This window comes from Psychrobacter immobilis (assembly GCF_904846065.1).
GTDB classification, from domain to species: domain Bacteria; phylum Pseudomonadota; class Gammaproteobacteria; order Pseudomonadales; family Moraxellaceae; genus Psychrobacter; species Psychrobacter immobilis_H.
Map to the genome: position 1 here is coordinate 960,834 of NZ_CAJGZV010000001.1, position 17,434 is coordinate 978,267.

15 protein-coding genes are annotated in these 17,434 nt (G+C 42.3%); 12 read left to right on the forward strand and 3 right to left on the reverse strand.

All coding sequences use genetic code 11. The features are described 5' to 3' along the window. The first annotated feature begins 27 nt into the window (after positions 1-27). From JMW64_RS04145 to JMW64_RS04200, 12 genes are all read left to right on the forward strand, one after another. Positions 28-1,044, forward strand: coding sequence for a glycosyltransferase family 2 protein (locus tag JMW64_RS04145; RefSeq protein ID WP_201553533.1), 1,017 nt, complete (start codon positions 28-30; stop codon positions 1,042-1,044). Beyond that, positions 1,037-2,227: a hypothetical protein gene (locus JMW64_RS04150; RefSeq protein ID WP_201553534.1), complete on the forward strand. Its 1,191-nt coding sequence runs from the start codon at positions 1,037-1,039 to the stop codon at positions 2,225-2,227. The genes JMW64_RS04145 and JMW64_RS04150 overlap by 8 nt, the downstream gene beginning before the upstream one ends. A 13-nt stretch (positions 2,228-2,240) precedes the next feature. After that, a complete protein-coding gene (locus JMW64_RS04155; RefSeq protein ID WP_201553535.1) occupies positions 2,241-3,323 on the forward strand; it encodes a polysaccharide pyruvyl transferase family protein in 1,083 nt (360 codons plus the stop codon). Beyond that, positions 3,320-4,333 (forward strand): glycosyltransferase family 2 protein, encoded by a 1,014-nt coding sequence (locus JMW64_RS04160; RefSeq protein WP_201553536.1) that lies wholly within the window; start codon positions 3,320-3,322, stop codon positions 4,331-4,333. The genes JMW64_RS04155 and JMW64_RS04160 overlap by 4 nt, the downstream gene beginning before the upstream one ends. A gap of 46 nt (positions 4,334-4,379) precedes the next feature. After that, entirely contained in the window at positions 4,380-5,474 is a 1,095-nt protein-coding gene (locus tag JMW64_RS04165) for a glycosyltransferase (RefSeq protein ID WP_227694055.1), read from the forward strand. 160 nt (positions 5,475-5,634) lie between these two features. Further along, positions 5,635-6,675, forward strand: a complete 1,041-nt coding sequence (locus JMW64_RS04170) for an EpsG family protein (RefSeq protein ID WP_201553537.1) — start codon at positions 5,635-5,637, stop codon at positions 6,673-6,675. Next, positions 6,675-7,538 carry a glycosyltransferase family 2 protein gene (locus JMW64_RS04175; RefSeq protein WP_201553538.1) on the forward strand — a complete coding sequence of 288 codons (864 nt, stop codon included), beginning with the start codon at positions 6,675-6,677 and terminating at the stop codon, positions 7,536-7,538. The genes JMW64_RS04170 and JMW64_RS04175 overlap by 1 nt, the downstream gene beginning before the upstream one ends. A gap of 57 nt (positions 7,539-7,595) precedes the next feature. Next, complete coding sequence (locus JMW64_RS04180; RefSeq protein ID WP_201553539.1) at positions 7,596-8,765, forward strand: glycosyltransferase; 1,170 nt, start codon at positions 7,596-7,598, stop codon at positions 8,763-8,765. Continuing rightward, on the forward strand, positions 8,762-9,373 hold the full coding sequence (locus tag JMW64_RS04185; protein ID WP_201553540.1) for a sugar transferase: 612 nt from the start codon (positions 8,762-8,764) through the stop codon (positions 9,371-9,373). Before JMW64_RS04180 ends, JMW64_RS04185 begins: the two co-directional genes overlap by 4 nt. A 10-nt stretch (positions 9,374-9,383) precedes the next feature. Further along, the gene (locus tag JMW64_RS04190; RefSeq protein ID WP_201553541.1) at positions 9,384-10,583 is read left to right on the forward strand and encodes a DegT/DnrJ/EryC1/StrS family aminotransferase; all 1,200 of its coding nucleotides are present in this window, start codon (positions 9,384-9,386) and stop codon (positions 10,581-10,583) included. A gap of 310 nt (positions 10,584-10,893) precedes the next feature. Next, complete coding sequence (gene folD / locus JMW64_RS04195) at positions 10,894-11,772, forward strand: bifunctional methylenetetrahydrofolate dehydrogenase/methenyltetrahydrofolate cyclohydrolase FolD (protein ID WP_201553542.1); 879 nt, start codon at positions 10,894-10,896, stop codon at positions 11,770-11,772. A gap of 99 nt (positions 11,773-11,871) precedes the next feature. Continuing rightward, entirely contained in the window at positions 11,872-12,390 is a 519-nt protein-coding gene (locus JMW64_RS04200) for a phosphate-starvation-inducible protein PsiE (protein ID WP_045451736.1), read from the forward strand. Positions 12,391-12,472: 82 nt separating this feature from the next. On the opposite strand, the gene JMW64_RS04205 is transcribed toward JMW64_RS04200, so the two are convergent. The 3 genes from JMW64_RS04205 to corA form a co-directional block, all read right to left on the reverse strand. After that, positions 12,473-13,939, reverse strand: a complete 1,467-nt coding sequence (locus JMW64_RS04205; protein ID WP_201553543.1) for a di-heme oxidoredictase family protein — start codon at positions 13,937-13,939, stop codon at positions 12,473-12,475. 234 nt (positions 13,940-14,173) lie between these two features. Further along, on the reverse strand, positions 14,174-15,883 hold the full coding sequence (locus JMW64_RS04210; RefSeq protein ID WP_201553544.1) for an RCC1 domain-containing protein: 1,710 nt from the start codon (positions 15,881-15,883) through the stop codon (positions 14,174-14,176). Between the two features lie 291 nt (positions 15,884-16,174). Continuing rightward, complete coding sequence (corA, locus tag JMW64_RS04215) at positions 16,175-17,389, reverse strand: magnesium/cobalt transporter CorA (protein WP_055124484.1); 1,215 nt, start codon at positions 17,387-17,389, stop codon at positions 16,175-16,177. Positions 17,390-17,434 lie beyond the last annotated feature (45 nt).

A 17,434-nucleotide genomic window follows, 5' to 3' on the forward strand; every position in this document is an offset into this window, starting at 1 on the left:
GAGAAGTCTCAACTTGAGAGGCTCACTATGATTTCAGTCATTATCGCTGCATTTAATGCCGCTGCTACTATTGATCGTTGTATTAATAGTATTGACGTTGCGAAAAAGAATCACGACATTGAACTGATAGTCATTGACGATGGTTCTAAAGATCATACTGCTAGCCTATTGCATAGCTGGGCGAGTGCTAGGTCATGGATTACGGTGAAATATCAAAAAAATGCAGGCGTGGCAGAGGCTCGTAATACTGGGCTCGATATCGCAACCGGCAATTACATCGTTTTTATAGACGCGGATGACACCATTGATGATTGGTATTTTGATTTTGTCTTTGAACAAGCTGTAGATCGAGATGTCGAGATGTTGGCATTTGGTCATAAACGCATGATGCTGGATGGCTCTGTTATTGAGCGTCCTAATAGTGAGGCAGAATACTCACGGCAAGATATCGAAATGCTACAACTGAGAGTGACAGAGAATAGACATATATATTGGTACGCCTGCACCAAGGTGTATAGCAAAAATTTAATTGCAGAGCTGCGTTTCGATAGCGACGTCAAATTTGGTGAGGATGGTATTTTTAATATCGCATGTCTAAGCAAAGCGAATCGTTTATCGGTGCTGCCAGACTGTCCATACAACTACTATGAAAATGCGACCTCTATAACAAGCTCACAATATAAATCAGGGCTTCTGGAGTCCATTGAAGCGGACTATACAGCCAGAGTCAGGATACATGATTGGTCGATCAGTGCTACTGAGAAGCAAGTGCTATTATCGGACTTTGCTCGTAGTTATGTCGAGCATATTCTGCCATATTTACTTAATAATTTGGCGCATATCGATATGAAAAAGCGTCGTGCAGAGCTGGTTAAAATACGCCAGTCTTTCGTCTATCAGAACTGTTTGCCGCATTATTATCAACGACATCCTGCACGTGGCATTCGTATCTTGATTTCATGTTTTTCACGGCGTTGGTATGTTATGACGCTGGTTTTTCTTCAACTGTCTTGGTCTAAAGCAAAGGTGAAAAAATATGCTTAATATTGATTTGTTGCCTCAGCCTTTACGCAGTGACGAGAAGGGTCAAAAGCGCTGTTGTTTACTGCAACAGACAACAGCTAGCGGGCAAATGACTGAGAAGGCATTGTGGTTTTTATATCCAGCGAACTTGCCAATGCCAGAAGACGATGATTGTGATGCTTATTTACTGGCCACATTGTTGCCCGCGATGCAGATGCGAGCAGCCATTCATGTGCATGGTAGCGTGTCGCATGAGCTATTAGCCAACCTGACAGAGCTACAGTATGTTTGGAATAAGTGGTTGCCAGAGCGTTATTTTTTGATTGATATACAAGTTGATCGTATTAGAGAGAGCGACGTACAAGTAGATGGTGCGATTGCTGCATTTTCTGGTGGCGTTGATGCTCAGTTTACCGCTTATCGTCATGCGACAGGCAGAGCAGGATACGCCACACGAAATATTAAAGCAGGGGTTTTTGTGCATGGCTTTGATATACCTCTAGATGATACAGAAGGCTTTGCCAGTGCAGCAAAAATAGCGGCAAACACACTCGCAGATATCAATATCGAGCTATTGCCAGTTGAGACAAATATTCGCACGCTTTGGTCTATCAACTGGGAAGACTATCATGCTGCTGCTATTGCCTCAGTATTATGCGGCTTGAAACGATATGTAGGAATTGGGCTCATTGGTAGCGGCGATTCTTATGATGTATTAATTAGTCCTTGGGGCTCACACCCCATCACTGACCCGCTGCTAAGTTCTGGCGACTTTAGACTCATTCATGATGGTGCAGGCTTTAGTCGTTCAGAGAAGCTTCAAGCGCTTGCAGAATGGCCATTGGGTATAGAGAATTTACGTGTCTGTTGGGCGGGTGATCAAAATGATAGCAACTGTGGTCGCTGTGAAAAATGTGTTAGGACGCGTCTCAATTTTTTGGTTGCAGGTATAGATAACCCTCAATGTTTTAGCGAGCCCATGGACTCATCACTTTTTAAATCAATGGCTCTAAAGGGCAGGGCTGTCAGCATAGATTGGAAGTTAATTCGTCATGAGATGATTAAAACGGGTAGAGGTCTTGAATGGCTGCCATACATTGAAAAAGCACTCAAACGTAAACCGCCTCCTAACTTGAATAAATTGTTTCCTGTTGGCTCAAGGCGTCGTATGTGGGTGAAAAAGCTGTTAATGAGAAACGAATAAGGGAGCATTAAAAATGAATATTGCTGCTATAAAAAAGCTCATTCCGCTCAGATTAAAAAAACACTTAGCCGCCTATATGGGAGCGAGAAGTTTACCGTTACCAACTGGTAAACGGTGCTTTATTTTTCTTGCCGCCGACTATGGCAATATTGGTGATATTGCTATTTCTCACGCGCAAAAGCAGTATTTGCAACGTGTGCTGACGGATTATGATGTTGTTAGTGTGGCTATCAGTCAAACCAGATTTGTGCTCAATGCCATTAAACAGCAAATAAAAGAGACGGATATCGTTACTATCATCGGCGGCGGTAATATGGGTGGCACGTATCCTGATATTGAGGAGCTGCGCCAATTAGTCATCAAGTCATTTCCTGCCAATCGTATCGTTTGTTTTCCTCAGACACTAGATTGGAATGATTCTATTCAATCTAAACGTGCCTTGCAGCGTATTGTAAAAGTCTACGCCAAGCATCCAGATATACATGTTTTTGCCAGAGAGTCGATAACAGCGGCAAAACTCATCGAGCTTTTTGCTGAGTACAGTAATGTGCATATTGGTCTCGTACCAGATATTGTGATGAGCGCTAATGCCACAGTGCTGGGTACGACAGATTGCTTAGCGCCTTCAGGTATTTTGCGCTGCTTACGAGATGACAAAGAAGCCGCATTATCAGCTGAGCAATACGCCATGATAGACAAAGCCTTAGCAGATACTGGCTATCAGATTGAAAAGACCGATACACACGCTGGTGGTTCGCAACTCGATGAGGCACATTGCACAAAATTACTGACGGACAAGCTTAGTCAATTCCGTGCTGCAAAATTGGTCGTGACTGACCGGCTGCATGGCATGATTTTATGTTTGCTATCGGGTACGCCGTGCTTGGTACTCCCGAACGCCAATCATAAGATAAGACAGACGCAGTTGGACTGGTTAGGCGGTCATCCAAGGCTGGTGTTTTTAGAATTGGAAGAGATTGCTGATATTGCAACATTCATCGATAGCCTCCTGTCCCTGCCTCACGGTACGATGGATGAGTCTCCAGTTGATATAGCTGAGTATGATGACCTAAAAAAAGCGCTGGTAGCGATATGACGACTATCGAAACGCCATTAGTGAGTGTCATCGTACCAGTGTATAACGTTGCGTCATATATCGATGCTTGCTTGGCATCCATTAAGCAGCAGACTTATCAGAATATTGAAATTATCGTTGTAGAAGATTGCTCCACTGATGATTCAAACCAAGCACTCGCGTCACATCTCATAGATGAGCGTATAAAAGTCATTCAGCATCATAAAAACAGCGGTCTTTCTGCGGCACGTAATACTGGTATCAAGTCTGCGATAGGCGAATATATGATGTTCGTTGATTCTGATGACATTATAGACTCTCGATTGGTGGCAGCGTGTGTGGATTGTGCGCTCACCACGCACGCAGAGGGCGTGACGTATGGCTTTACACCATTCAAAGATGGCATCACAGAGACAGATCTGCCGTATCCCGCTAGCAATTTAGCATTTGAGGCAACCAAAATAGACGGCTCATATTTTAGCTTACCGCATTTTGCATGGCTCAAATTTATTAAATCTAGCGCAGTGCGGTCGGCCTCGTTACAGTTCCCAGTGGGTCTGTACTACGAAGATTGGCCTTTTCATTGGCATCTTGGCTTAGCTACTAATATTAAGTATCACCTGCCCATTGATTTTTATCTATACAGACAGCGTGGCACGTCGATCACAGGGTCAACAGATAAAAAGCTATTAGACCTTTTCGTTATCCATGCAGAAGTCATCAGTTTAGTAGAGGACTATCAAGCGGATGAGGTTAAAAAAACGCTCGCCAATAAAATTAAACAAAGTCATTGGATTATCCTTACTCGTATAGATAATGACTATTTATCAGCTGCAGTAGCACAAGCTAAAAAAGCAGATAAAACGTTACGACTAAAGGGTTATAAGAGCGATTTGACCGTAAGAAATATGATGATTAGTAATATCGTACGTATGCCGACGCAAGTTGCCTTGCTGATGTTACAGGTGCTTCGTCAAGCGCTAGACAAAAGAGCAAGGGTTAAAGGTCAAGAGCAAGCAGATTCAGAATAGTTTTGAAAAATACGTTTGGTTTTATGGCTTCTTAATAGGTAAAGAGATGACTATTCAGAGAGTGCTGCACATCGTGGGAAAAATGGATCGGGCTGGGGCAGAGACCATGCTCATGAATCTATATCGCCATATAGATCATAGCCAGATTCAGTTTGATTTTATCACTTTTACCGACGAGGTCGGTGACTATGATGCTGAAATAATAGCGCTAGGCGGTAGGATTATACCGATTTTAGCGGATCATTCATTAGCGCGTATGTGGCAGCTTAAAAACTTCCTTAAACAACACCCTGACTATCAAATCGTTCATGCTCATATGCTATTAAACAATGCTTTTCATCTGCTGGCTGCTAAAGGTGCTGGCGTGCCGCATCGCATTTCACATTCTCATAGCACCAGTAATGGTAAAACCAATATTGTTAAAAAAATATATGAACAGTGGGCATTCATTACCAATCGTAAATTGGCCACGGATAAAATGAGTTGCGGTGGACAAGCGGCAAATTACCTATTTGGCAGCATAAAAGACGTGTGGCTATTGCCCAATGCTGTTGACATACAGCAGATGATGACAGTCGCTAACCAATCAAGACAGTATCTCGGTAAAGAATTTGGCGATGAGGGGCTAAAAATCATCCAAGTTGGTCGTCTAAATGAGGTTAAAAACCATCAGTTTTCTTTAGAGATCGCTGAGCAGTTAAAAAAACGTCAAATCGCTTTTACCTTATACATTGTTGGACAAGGTTCATTGGATATGAGGCTCAGGCAACAAGTAGCAGATAAGTCACTCCTAGATACAGTCAAGTTTTTGGGGATGCGTACGGATATCACAGAATTAATGGCCAGCGCCGACTATATGATTATGCCTTCGTTGCACGAGGGTTTCCCTGTCGTCTTGGTCGAGAGCCAAACAGTTGGGTTAAAGGCGTTGGTTTCTGACCAAGTATCGCCTGAAGTAGATTTAGGACTTGGATTAGTACAGTTTTTACCGATTCACTCAGCCAAGGATTGGGTTGATTGCTTATTAGCGCCTAAACAGCCAAAGCCCAATGAAAAAGACATAACCACAGCGCTGAATTTATATGGATTTAGTGCTGCTACCAACGCGCAAATACTAATGCAAAAGTACTTGAGTATGTGACGGAGTGGTTGCTTCTTATCTATAGTTGTTCCAAGGTAGTTTGGACGGAATAAGAAAAAAATCGAGGTGAATAGGAAGGCTATAGATACTAGACGGTGTAAACCTGCCACCGCATCCGATTTATATAAGATTGACGACATCTACTTTTATAGAGGGTTAAATGCTTCCATACCTGCTGGTTCTTAGCCTTGTTATTTTTTGGATCGTACTGGAGAAAAAATCTCTCAATCGTACGTCTTTTTGGCTGCCGCTAATTATATTGACAGTGTTTGCAGGTCTTCGTAGCTACCGAGTCGGTACGGATACAGGAAACTATACGAGAAATTTCAACAGCCAATTGAATGCCGAATACTTTAGGTTCAACGAAGACATTGAGTTCGGTTATCAGTTATTAGAGTATGCGTTGTTACGTATGACCACTCATTATTTTTGGCTGCTTGTCATTACCAGTTTAATTATTGTCTATTGCTATCTTAGAGTGATTAAAAAATACAGCGTAAATTATTGGTTTTCCGTATTTTTATTCATTACATTAGGCGTTTATACTTTTTCTTTTAATGGACTGCGTCAAGGATTGGCAATGGCGATCTTTACCTTGACCATTCCTTATCTGTTAGAAAAACGATTTGTTCCATACCTGCTGATTTGTGCAATTGCTTCATTGTTCCATGTAACCGCATTATTTATGATTCCATTTTATTTTATCGTCAATTTAAGAATAAAGCCCTTATATAAAATTTTGGCAACATTTTTAGGGTCGCTATTAGTGAGTGGGGTATTGGTCGCTTATATTTCTTCTACTAACGATAGATACGAGGGTTATGCGAAAGCATCCGATGAAGCAGGCGGGTTTTTAACGCTTGGTTTTTATACAGCTATCATGATTTTAATCATCTTGATCAGTTATCTGTATAAAATTAAAGACAAAGATTTTCAAAAACTAATAACGTTTTATGCATCAGGCGTGGTTTTTATCATACCGTTAGCGATGTTAGGCACCAGTCCTTCAGGTCCTCAAAGGCTGCTTGCGTATTTTACATGGACATTGGTTTTGATACTGCCTATGATTTTAAAAAGAATTAATAATATTTATTTATATATAGCGAGTATCATTATTTTTCTCATGTATTTTGTCTTGACGACATCGAGATTTAGTAACTTGAGTCCATATATTATCAATCCGATATTTGAGGTTTTCTAATGAAAAATCAGACATATATATCCATTGGTATTCCCATTTATAATGCTGAAGCGTACTTGGAAGATGCTATCAAATCCATATTGGCTCAAACGCATGAGTTATGGGAGCTTATATTAATTGATGATGGCTCTACTGATGCGTCATTGGCCATCGCTAAGCGTTTTGAAGAGGCTGATCATAGAATAAAGGTCATTGCTGATGGCATAAACAAAAAACTGCCTGCTCGATTAAATCAGCTTATTGAAGAAGCGAACTATGATTATATAGCGCGCATGGATGCCGATGATCTAATACATCCAGATAGACTGGCAATTCAATTAAGTTTTTTAGAAAAAAATCCAAATTATGATTTGGTTTCTACAGGTGTCGTGTCTATTGATAATTTTAATAAAGTTTATGGTTGTCGTCATGTCGATCAAATTTACACGGAATTTAAAGAAATAGCCGCTGCGTATCCTATTGTGCATGCTGCTGTTTTGGCAAAAAAGAGTTGGTACGAACGAAATAAATATAATGAAAACTATCCAAGGTCTGAAGATTACGATTTGTGGTGTAGAGCTATCTCAAATCAAGATTTAAATTTAGCGGTATTGCCTGATTTATTATACTATTATAGAGAAGAAGGGAATTTATCGTTATCTAAAATAACCAGATCATATAAAGACAGTTTTAAAACGTACTGTGAATATAAGGGAAACAGTTATTTAGGTTCTTTGAAATTATCAGCAAAACTGACAACAGTCACTTTTTTAGATTCGATAGGATTATTACAAAAGATAGCCAATAAAAGAAATAAATTAACAATATCTGACACGCTAAGAAATAATCATCAGTCAGTGGTAAATAGTATTTGTGCTAAATGATATTGTTTATAAAACGTCACTGATAAAATAATATATAAAAAATACTGAGGTGCTGAAATGACATTAAAGATATGCTTTCTAATGACAGATGCGGTGTCATTTAATGTGCTATATCGCGATCAGCTTGAATATATTAGAGACCATGCGGATATTGATATCACCTTAATCTGCGGTGGAAATAAACAGCAGTTAGATATTTTACGTGAGCGCAAAATAGGCAAGGTGATTAATTTAAATTTTCAGCGTAAGCCTTCTTTGTTTAAAGATGCTCAGTCACTCGCGCTTTTAACCCGTTATATGCTATCGAATCGTTTTGATGTGGTGATTTATTTAACGCCTAAAGCCTTGTTGTTAGGGAGTATCGCAAGTGCTGTTACATTTCAAAAGAGACGAATTGCTTTTAGCGTGGGTAGAGCCTATGAGAATTTTTCAGGTTTAAAAAAGAGGGTGTTTCAGGGTCTGGATATATTAAGTTTTGGCTTGTCTCACGAGGTTTTATTTGTTTCTGAATCTTTGCTCAGCGTATGCCTAGCAGAAAATATCCTCAAAAAAAGCAAAGCAACTGTCGTTGATAATGGCTCATTTAACGGCATCGATACTGATTTGCTGCAACCTATGGCTCAGCTAGAAAAAGAGGCATTAAGAAAGAAGTACAAGATACCTGACAATACCTTTGTGATTTGCGTGGTAGGGCGAGTTTGTGATGATAAAGGCTTCAAAGATATTGAGTATATATCCGAAAAACTAAGAGAAGAAAACGTCTACTTTATGTTCATAGGAGACTGTGAAGACGACGTAGGAAAAGTAGTCGTTGAAAAAGTTGTCAAAGATAATAGAGGTGTATATATACCAGCCAATCCAAATGTACACGAGGTTTTTCAGTGTGCTGATCTACATTTATTTTTGAGCTATCGTGAAGGGTTTGGCAGTGTCGCTATTGAAGCAGCAAGTTGCGCCGTTCCAACCTTTGCCTATGATGTCGTTGGTGTAAAAGATAGTGTCAAAGAAGGTATCAGCGGTCGAAAATTTAATTTTAAGGATATGTCGTCTGTCGCCGAAGCGATCAGTGCTGCTGCTACTGATAAGGAATTTGAAAAGAGATATCCTGATGCAAGAGACTGGGCCATTGCAAATTTTGAACGCAAGCAATTGTGGCAAAGTTATTTAAGTTTTTATTTACGTAATAGGGATGACCGCGTAAACGACAAAAGGCGGGCTGAAAAATGATAAAGCGACTATTTGACATTACGGCTGCTACGGCTGCCTTGGTAATACTATCTCCTGTTTATGCTATTACGGCTTATAAAGTTAAAAAAAACTTAGGATCACCAGTGATATTTAAACAAACTCGCCCTGGTCTAAATGGCAAGCCGTTTGAGATGATTAAGTTTCGCTCGATGAAAGATACTATCGATACAGAGGGTAATCCTTTAGAGGATGATGAGCGTTTGACGGCATTTGGTAAGACCTTGCGTAATAGCAGTCTCGATGAGCTGCCTGAACTATGGAATGTGATTAAAGGTGATATGAGTTTGGTGGGACCGCGACCACTATTAATGGAATATCTGCCCCTATATAATGATGAGCAAGCGCGTCGCCACCGTGTACGTCCGGGTATTACGGGATACGCACAAGTTAATGGTCGCAATGCGATTGGTTGGCATGAAAAATTTACGCTCGACACATGGTATGTCGATCATCAGTCATTATGGTTAGACATTATGATCTTGGTTAAAACAGTAAAAAAAGTCATTATCAAAGATGGCATTAGTGCTGATGGTGAAGCGACCATGAGTAAATTCACAGGTAATAGCGTCGATAAAAACACGCTTTGATGAGGAACGCATGCTAAATACTCCTTTTTCACCTTGGCCTAGTTTTACTCAGCAAGAAGCGGATGCGGTCAGTCAAGTATTGCTATCCAACAAGGTCAATTATTGGACAGGGCAAGAATGCCGTCAGTTTGAAGAGGAGTTCGCTGATTGGGCGGGTAGCAAATACGCAATTGCATTGGGCAACGGAACTTTGGCATTGGACGCGGCATTACAGGCACTTGGTATAGGTGTGGGTGATGAAGTTATTGTGACGCCGCGTACTTTTATTGCCAGTATCTCCTCAGTGGTTAATGCAGGCGCGACGCCCATTTTTGCGGATGTTGATGAGTCCACAGGGAATATCACTCCAGAGTCGATAGCGGCGGTATTGACGGACAAAACCAAAGGCATCGTCTGTGTGCATTTGGCAGGTTGGCCCTGTGATATGGATGGCATCATGGCACTGGCAGATCGGCATAACTTATATGTCATTGAAGACTGCGCACAAGCTCATGGTGCACGCTACAAAGGTCGTAGCGTTGGCAGTATCGGTCATATTGGCGCGTGGAGTTTTTGCCAAGATAAGATCATGACCACAGGCGGCGAGGGCGGTATGGTCACCACTGATGACGAGCAACTATGGCGAAAAATGTGGGCGTATAAAGACCATGGCAAAAGCTATGCGGCGGTCTATGAGACCGAGCAGCAGCCCGGCTATAATTGGCTACATGAGAGCTTTGGCACCAATTGGCGCATGACCGAGATTCAAGGCGTGATTGGGCGTATTCAATTGGCACATATGAGTGACTGGATAGCGAAGCGCAGTGCTAATGCTCAAGTGATATTAGAGGCATGTGCTAAATGGGAAGAAAAAGGCTATCTATCGGTGCCGACATTAGAGCAAGATTATCAGTTTCCAAACTCTACCCATGCCTATTATAAATTGTATGTTTATGTGCAACCAAATAACCTAGCTGAGGGCTGGACACGTGATCGCATCATTGAAGAAATAAATGCGCTAGGCGTGCCTTGCTATTCAGGGTCTGCCTCAGAGGTATATTTAGAAAAAGCATTCGATGATACAGGCTTGCGTCCAGAAAACAGACTGCCAATAGCAAAACAATTGGGAGAGACTAGCTTAATGTTTTTGGTTCATCCTACCTTAACCACTGCCGAAATCGCGCAAACGATAGATGCAATCGATCGCGTGTTTGCTTCAATGATTCAGTAATATGAGAATATCGCTTATTAAGGCGTGTTGATTATTTATAAATAGTTGCAGCTATTGGCTTTTATTTTTGATTGGACTTTCTTATAAAACGGTAAAGGTTGTCAAGGTTGCATCGGTAATGACATGATATTGCTGGATTGGCGAGTGATAGAAACTTATAAGTATCCAAGTCTTATCTCACGCTAGGATTTTTTAGCCCAGACAGGTACAATATCAGTCTTAATCATACATTGATCAAGCATAAGACAGGCATGCAAATAGTTGCGGGCGCTGTCTTTCTTTTTTTATCGCACCCTCTATTGGAGTTACTATGTCAACTGCCCAAGGATCTGCTACCGTTTTGGACGGTAAAGCACTTGCTAAACAAATAGAACAGCAACTGAGTACGCGTGTAGACGCTATCAAGAATAAAACAGGACGCACCCCAAGCTTAGCGACGATATTGGTCGGCGACGATCCCGCTTCTGCGACTTATGTACGTATGAAAGGTAATGCTTGTAAACGTGTCAGCATGGATTCTATACGCGTTGAGATGCCAAGTGCGACGACCACTGAAGAGCTGATGGCGAAAATAGATGAACTCAATAGCAATCCAGACGTCCATGGTATCTTGCTACAACATCCAGTGCCTGCACATATCGATGAGCGTGCTTGCTTTGAGCAGATTGACTTGGCAAAAGACGTCGATGGTGTGACCTGTCTTGGCTTTGGTCGTATGGCGATGCAGCAATCTGCTTATGGTTCATGTACCCCGCAAGGCATCATGCACTTATTAGAGCATCATAATATCGAGCTTGCTGGTAAGGAAGCCGTAGTTGTAGGTCGCAGTGCCATCTTGGGTAAACCAATGGCGATGATGCTATTGAATGCCAACTGCACCGTAACGATTTGCCATTCAAGAACACAAGATTTAGAGTCTCATATTAAGCGTGCGGATATCGTGGTTGGGGCAGTGGGCGTGCCTGAACTGATCAAAGCTAATTGGATCAAAGCGGGCGCTGTGGTTATCGATGCAGGCTTTCATCCAACGGATAATGGCGGCGTCGGTGATATTGAGTTGCAAGGTGTTGAAAACATCGCCAGTGCTTATACGCCTGTACCGGGCGGCGTGGGTCCAATGACCATTAATACCCTTATTCGCCAAACGGTTGATGCTGCTGAAAAATCTGCCGGTTTGAATATCGGCTAAAAAGAGAGTCATACGAATACTGATTGCCGATAAATAAGGGGCCTGAGGTAATATATACTCAGGCTAAATCAACCACATCTCAGTTGATAGGACCTAAACATGGCTAAAAAAAACGTAGGTGTTCATGAGCGACTACAAGGTATCGGTAGAGAGTTTGTCGATGTCTGTCATTACGTTATTTTATTTCTAATCAGTGTGGTTGTTGTTTGGACCGCTGGCAAAGAGTTCGTTGGTATTGTTCAAAAAGGCTCAGCGGATTTAAAAGACATATTGATGTTGTTTATTTACCTTGAGCTGCTGGCGATGATAGGTATTTATTTTAAAACACACCGTCTGCCGGTACAGTTTTTGATATTTATCGCGATTACTGCTTTGTCCCGACATTTGGTGGTTGATGTACAGGCGGTCTCAGACTATTTCCATTTATGGCTGCTGGCGACAATTTCTGTGGCCATTATGCTATTGAGCGGTTCTATCGTAGTATTGACTTGGACAGCAAAAACGTTTGGCCGTCCAGAGGACAATCTTGATAAACAGCATGCAAACTTAACGATTAAAGCGCTATTACCTGATAATGCTCAAGCGCCTGATAGTCATACCAAGCATCGCCGTGAATAACTATTAAATAGCAGCATAAAAAAGGGTTACCACTGGTCGCCCTTTTTTGCCTTCTTAAATCTCACATTTTATTGTTTGAGCGTTAAATGCCCTTTAAGAAGGTCATTAATGTTTGTTTTTGCGTGGCGGATAACTGTGTAAAACGCGTCTTTGTACTTTCTGCTTCACCACCATGCCAGAGTATCGCTTCAGTTAAGCTGCTGGCACGACCATCATGCAAAAACCGCGCTTCTGGATCACGTGCCACAATGCCAATTCCCCACAATGGCGGTGTACGCCACTCAAAGCTTTCTGCATTTTTCTCTTTCACGCTATCATCTAGTCCAGCACCCATGTCATGCAGTAATAAATCAGTATAAGGATAAATGTTTTGCTGTGATAGGAGGGGGAAGCGATCACTATTGCCTGTTTTTTGCTTGGGTGTGTGACAGCCAGCACAGCCGACTTGTGCAAATAGTTGCGCTCCTTTATTAAAATCTGATAAATCGTCTATTCGCCTTTCAGGTACGGCAAGGGCGGTCATAAAATCGGTCACGGCGTCTAGACTGCTGTCTGAAACTTCTGGAGAGCCGCCATTCGCTGCTGTCCAACAAATAGGCTGATTTACCGTACAGTTAGGATCCATAAATACCGAGGTGGTCAAACCCATATCTTGCGACATGGCATTGGCGTTTTGGGTACGCAGGCTTGAGTTAATCGCCTTCCATCCAAAGCGGCCAATGCGCTGCTGTTTGCCATCTTGTACCCAATGTACGCGGCCACTGATACCGTCTTGATTGTTATCATCAGGGTCAGCTGCCGCAATGATATTCGCTTCAGGAATCAGGTCGAGCAAGCCCATGCCGACCAATTGCGGTGAGATACGTCCGCTAATCGCTGTATTTCCTAAGAGTTGATTAGGGTCAGTTGGAGTAAAGCTAAACTGTATGCCAGCAGGTTTATCATTTTGACTGGGCATCGCTGCGTAGCGCATGCTCCCTTCGGGATTGATACTTGTGGCAATACTTTGATGCTGCATTTGTTCACCATAATAAGCATGTGGCAGGCCTTGCTTATTACCCAACCGGAATAAAATCGCATCACTTAGCTGACCATTGGCTGCATAAATAGGTTTGCGACCTTCAGCGCTATGGCATTGGGTACAGGCATTGGCATTTAACAGTGGCCCCACACCATCGAATAGTACGCGACCCTCATTTGCTGGTGTCCACTCTGTGATAAATAACTCACGTCCAGGCGATACCCCGCCTAAAGCGCTACTCGGTAGATTGGGCATGATTTGCAAAAAAGGCTGTGATCCATTGGCGGCAATCGTAGCACTGCCACCTGCTGGCTGCCAGTTGGTATCGATTTCTGGAGTGTCAGGAGTAGTGGGTGGGTTGGGTGCATTAGTATTGCCATCATTACTGGAATTATTTGAATCATCTGAGCCACCACAAGCAGTGAGCAGCAGCGCGATACTTACACTGAGTAGTGTGTTACGTATGATAGGAGGTGATGTATACAATGAAGAATTTGATATGGTTGACGAGTTTGATCGTAAAAACATGGGCTGACCTGAAATGGCTAAAATATAATGGGCTAGGATGTATCTTCATCGTCAGCTTATTTAGAGGGCTGTCGATTTAATTGAGGATATCCTGAGGATTATGCGATAAGGTACCGCGCAATAGTTAGGCGTATTGACTCAAACAAGCAGCACAAACGAGGCTGCTTGTTTGAGAATTTTATGACAGGAAATTCAACCAACTATGCACTGTTCGCTTCGTCATACTTAAAACACTTATAGCTGACTAGGTAAAGCAACTGGGATAGGGTTGTTATACATCCAAATATGAGTGGTGTCTTTGTTGCCGAGTGAGCCTTCAAAGCTCCAGCCCCACGTAAATAAATGACCAGCTTTCAGGGTATTATTATCTTGGTCAAACGATTTTTCATGAGCAATCAGATGCATGGCACCCATGGCCATATTATCGATATTCTTTAGATTCGGCAGCTTATTGGTTGGTTCATCTAGGTCGTTGTAAATGGTCTTGCCTGCGCCATTTGTCTCCCCAAACATGCCCCATGCATAGAGAATACCATCCGTTGTTGATGAGCCATTATTAGTGGCGACATTGTCCAGTAACGCATAGCTGGCATTGCCATTGGCATAGACGCGGCGAACTTCTTTATCTGTAAACCAAGGCAGTTTGGTCGGTGAGGTAATGATATCTGCCCATGCCTTTTCGCTGCCATTAAATGTCTCACCATTGTAGCCCAATTGACTAGTGGCATTTAACCCCCAACCATACACTGCGTCTTTATTGGTCAATGCTAAGATATGGTCTTTGCCAGCCGTCAATTGGGTCACTTTTTCTACATCTATAGCGGGTTGGTCGTCAGTTTTTTGAGTGGCGTCATCTGTCTTAGCATTAATGGCGTTATTAATCGTTTCATTAATGACATGAATACGTACAGGGGTTGCATTGACGTTGATACAGTTGGTTGTAGTGTTACAGACTTTGCCTTTGCCAAGGTTGGCGTAAGCATCGCTACCCCAACCCCAAACCTGACCTTTGTCATCTAAGGCATAAGAGCTATTCCCACTGACAACTACCTGCACGATATGTCCTGCCTCTGTGGCTGCTGTAAAGTCAACTTTGACAGGGGTGCTGCTATCCGTGCTGGTATTATTACCAAGCTGACCGTACCCATTGGCACCAAAGGCCCAAACCGTACCCTCTTCGGTCAATACCAAGTTATGGCTATAGCCGGGTGCGACCATGACGGCATTTTCGATACCTTCGATCGCGCTGATATCCAAACGACAGTCTGCAGTCTTGCTACAGTCATTACGACCCCCATCATCGCGACCCAGCTGCCCGTATTTGTCTTCGCCCCAACTATAAACTTGACCATTTTGAGCAATAGCGAGTGAATGATTTTGATTAAAACCAATAGATAACAAATCTTTTGGTGCGCTGTTCATTAGCATCGGCGTGTCTGGGTGTCCCATAATATCGCTGATTTTTGTGGTCAGACCGAGTCCTGTTTGACCATAATTGTTGCGACCCCAACCATATAGCTGACCATCACGCAGGGCAGCGGTATGCGAACCACCTGCCGCTATGGTATCGCCTACGTAGATGGTTTTGGTTGAGCGCATGATATTACCAGCATTGTCTGTGGCTTCTAAGACAATGGTATTGCTACCTAGCGTTAATAAAATACGATCATCAAAATAACCATCAGTATCTAGCGTTAGCGCCTGGGCTGATTCGTTATTATGCATATAGGTCAATGATTTAACGCCGCTGCTATCTTGTACTTGTCCTGAGACAAATACCGCGGCAACCGCGCTATAGCCATCAGTAAAGTTGCTATCAGTGGTTAGTAGTGGCGGTGTTCCATCTATGATAGCAGTGGCTGTGTCGGAATCACTGCCACAAGCAGTAAGAATCAAGGCTGCGGTAACGACCGCGACAGCTTGAGTAAGACGGGATAAACGCATAAAAACCTCGATAGATGCAAATTGACAATATGTCAGTACGCCAGCCGTAAAATAACAAAACCGTCCCATACAAATCCGACGGTTGTAGGGTTTGTGCTATTGACTGAGTCAATCGTATATGATGGCATTGGAATAATAGAAATGGCGGCAAGAGTTTAGCAATAATAAATGTGAATAGTATTACAAATAAGAATTATTATCAATAATAAAGTGGAAAAACAGCACCATGAAGGATGCTGTTTTTAAAAGCTGAACGCTGACTATCAATGAAACATCAACTATAAATTTTGGTTATAACCATTTAAGTCTTTTAAAATTGTAATATAAATAGCCACATAATGACCCAATGATGAGCATGATGACAAAGTAGGAATATTGCCAATGCAGCTCGGGCATAAAATCAAAGTTCATACCATAGATACCTGCAATGGCCGTCGGTACAGCTAAAATACCTGCCCAAGCAGCAAGCTTACGCACCACCTCGTTCTGTCCCATATTAACCATGGCCATATAGGTATTCATGACCACACTCAGCATCTCATTTAGACCATTAATAGCGTCTAATGAGTGCAGCAAATGGTCATTGACGTCGCGGAAGTAGGGCTTAGCTGCCTGAGAAAACCCAGAGACCATCTCGCTTTTTTTATGATTGATAAAAAAACTACAGATATCCTGTACCGGTAAAATAATCGCCCGCATGTGTACGAGTTGCGATTTGAGCTCATAAAGGTTTTTTAATGTACCTTTATCAAACTCATAGGTAAACACATAACGTTCTTGCTCACGCAAATAGCGACCTAAACGATCGGTAATCGGCATATAATTATCCACGATAAAATCGAGAATAGCATGCAGTACAAATATCGGCCCCATACGCAGCTTTTCAGGGCGACGATGACAATGCTCACGGACAGGTGCGTAGGAGTTTGATGGACCATTACGGATGGTAATCAGGTAGTTTTTGCCCATAAATATCGCGGTGGTACCATAGCGAATGACATTGTCCTCAAGCTTAGCGGTACGCAATACCACAAACACCATGTCATTGTCGTAGTTCTCAACTTTGGCACGCTGGTGATCGGCAAATGCATCCTCAATCGCCAACTCATGTAGCCCAAAGGCTTCTTTGACTTTGACCATGGTTTCTAGGCTTGGATCATAGAGACCAAGCCAAATAAACTGACCATTATTATTTAAGGCACGACTAACATCGTTTAGCGCTAATTTATCGAGGTTTTCACCGGTCTTACGTGAATAAGCATAGCAATTGACGACTTCATCGGCACTCGACAAGTCAATATCTTCATAGCGTTCAGAGTCAGGATCGTAGACCGTCATGGTCTCGATGGTGTCCTCAGTGGTGGTATCAGCATCGCCATAGATATAGCTGTCATCATTGTCTAGATAGAGATGTTCATCATTCATATCGGCGTAAATACGATTGATATTAGAGTTAGGTGCAATACGCGCGGTTTTTTTGATCAACTGGTCGTTATTGTTTTCCATACACCCTCCCTTTATAAAGTAAAAAACGTGTCACAATCAGAACTT